A 582-nucleotide genomic window follows, 5' to 3' on the forward strand; every position below is an offset into this window, starting at 1 on the left:
CATTTTTCTCCTCGCCTAAAAGTTCGCGGGCAAAATTCAATGGCACAATAATACCATTATCGAAATCTTGTTGCACTTCAAAAACACCACTTACCCGAATGTTCTTTACCACAAAATCGTCGGCAGGGTTTAAGCTATTTGCAGCGATATCTTTCTTTGGCGAATAAATTTCCAGCTCTGTAAAGGGATCGACAGTATTTACGGCCAAATAACTCTGCAGGGCAGAACCAATTACTGCATTATCGCCGCTTCTGTTGTGCAGTATAAAATGGCCTTCTTTTATGGTACTATCTAATTTGGTGTTCTTCAAATAGTCTAAACTTACGCCTTTAACCATTCCAACAGCTTGTTTGTTGTTGTATTTTAATAAAGCATTTTCCTGCAGCACCTCGGTAAAGGCGGCAACATCTTTATTTTTTCTGAGCTGATTGAAATAGCCTGTGTTCGGATCAAAAGTTTTCCCCTTAGCCGGTGTAATGGCAATTTGTGGGGTAATGGTATCGAACATATTCAATACTACTGTTTCTAAACCGTTAAATACCGAAAGGATAATAATCAATGCAGCGCTACCCACCATTACAC

The 582-nt window shown here is 39.3% G+C and carries 1 protein-coding gene; it reads right to left on the reverse strand.

The features are described from left to right. On the reverse strand, window positions 1-582 hold a 582-nt coding region (locus AC1DND_RS29115; RefSeq protein WP_477586488.1), incomplete at both ends, for an ABC transporter permease.

The organism is Pedobacter sp. 01N416 (assembly GCF_056399685.1).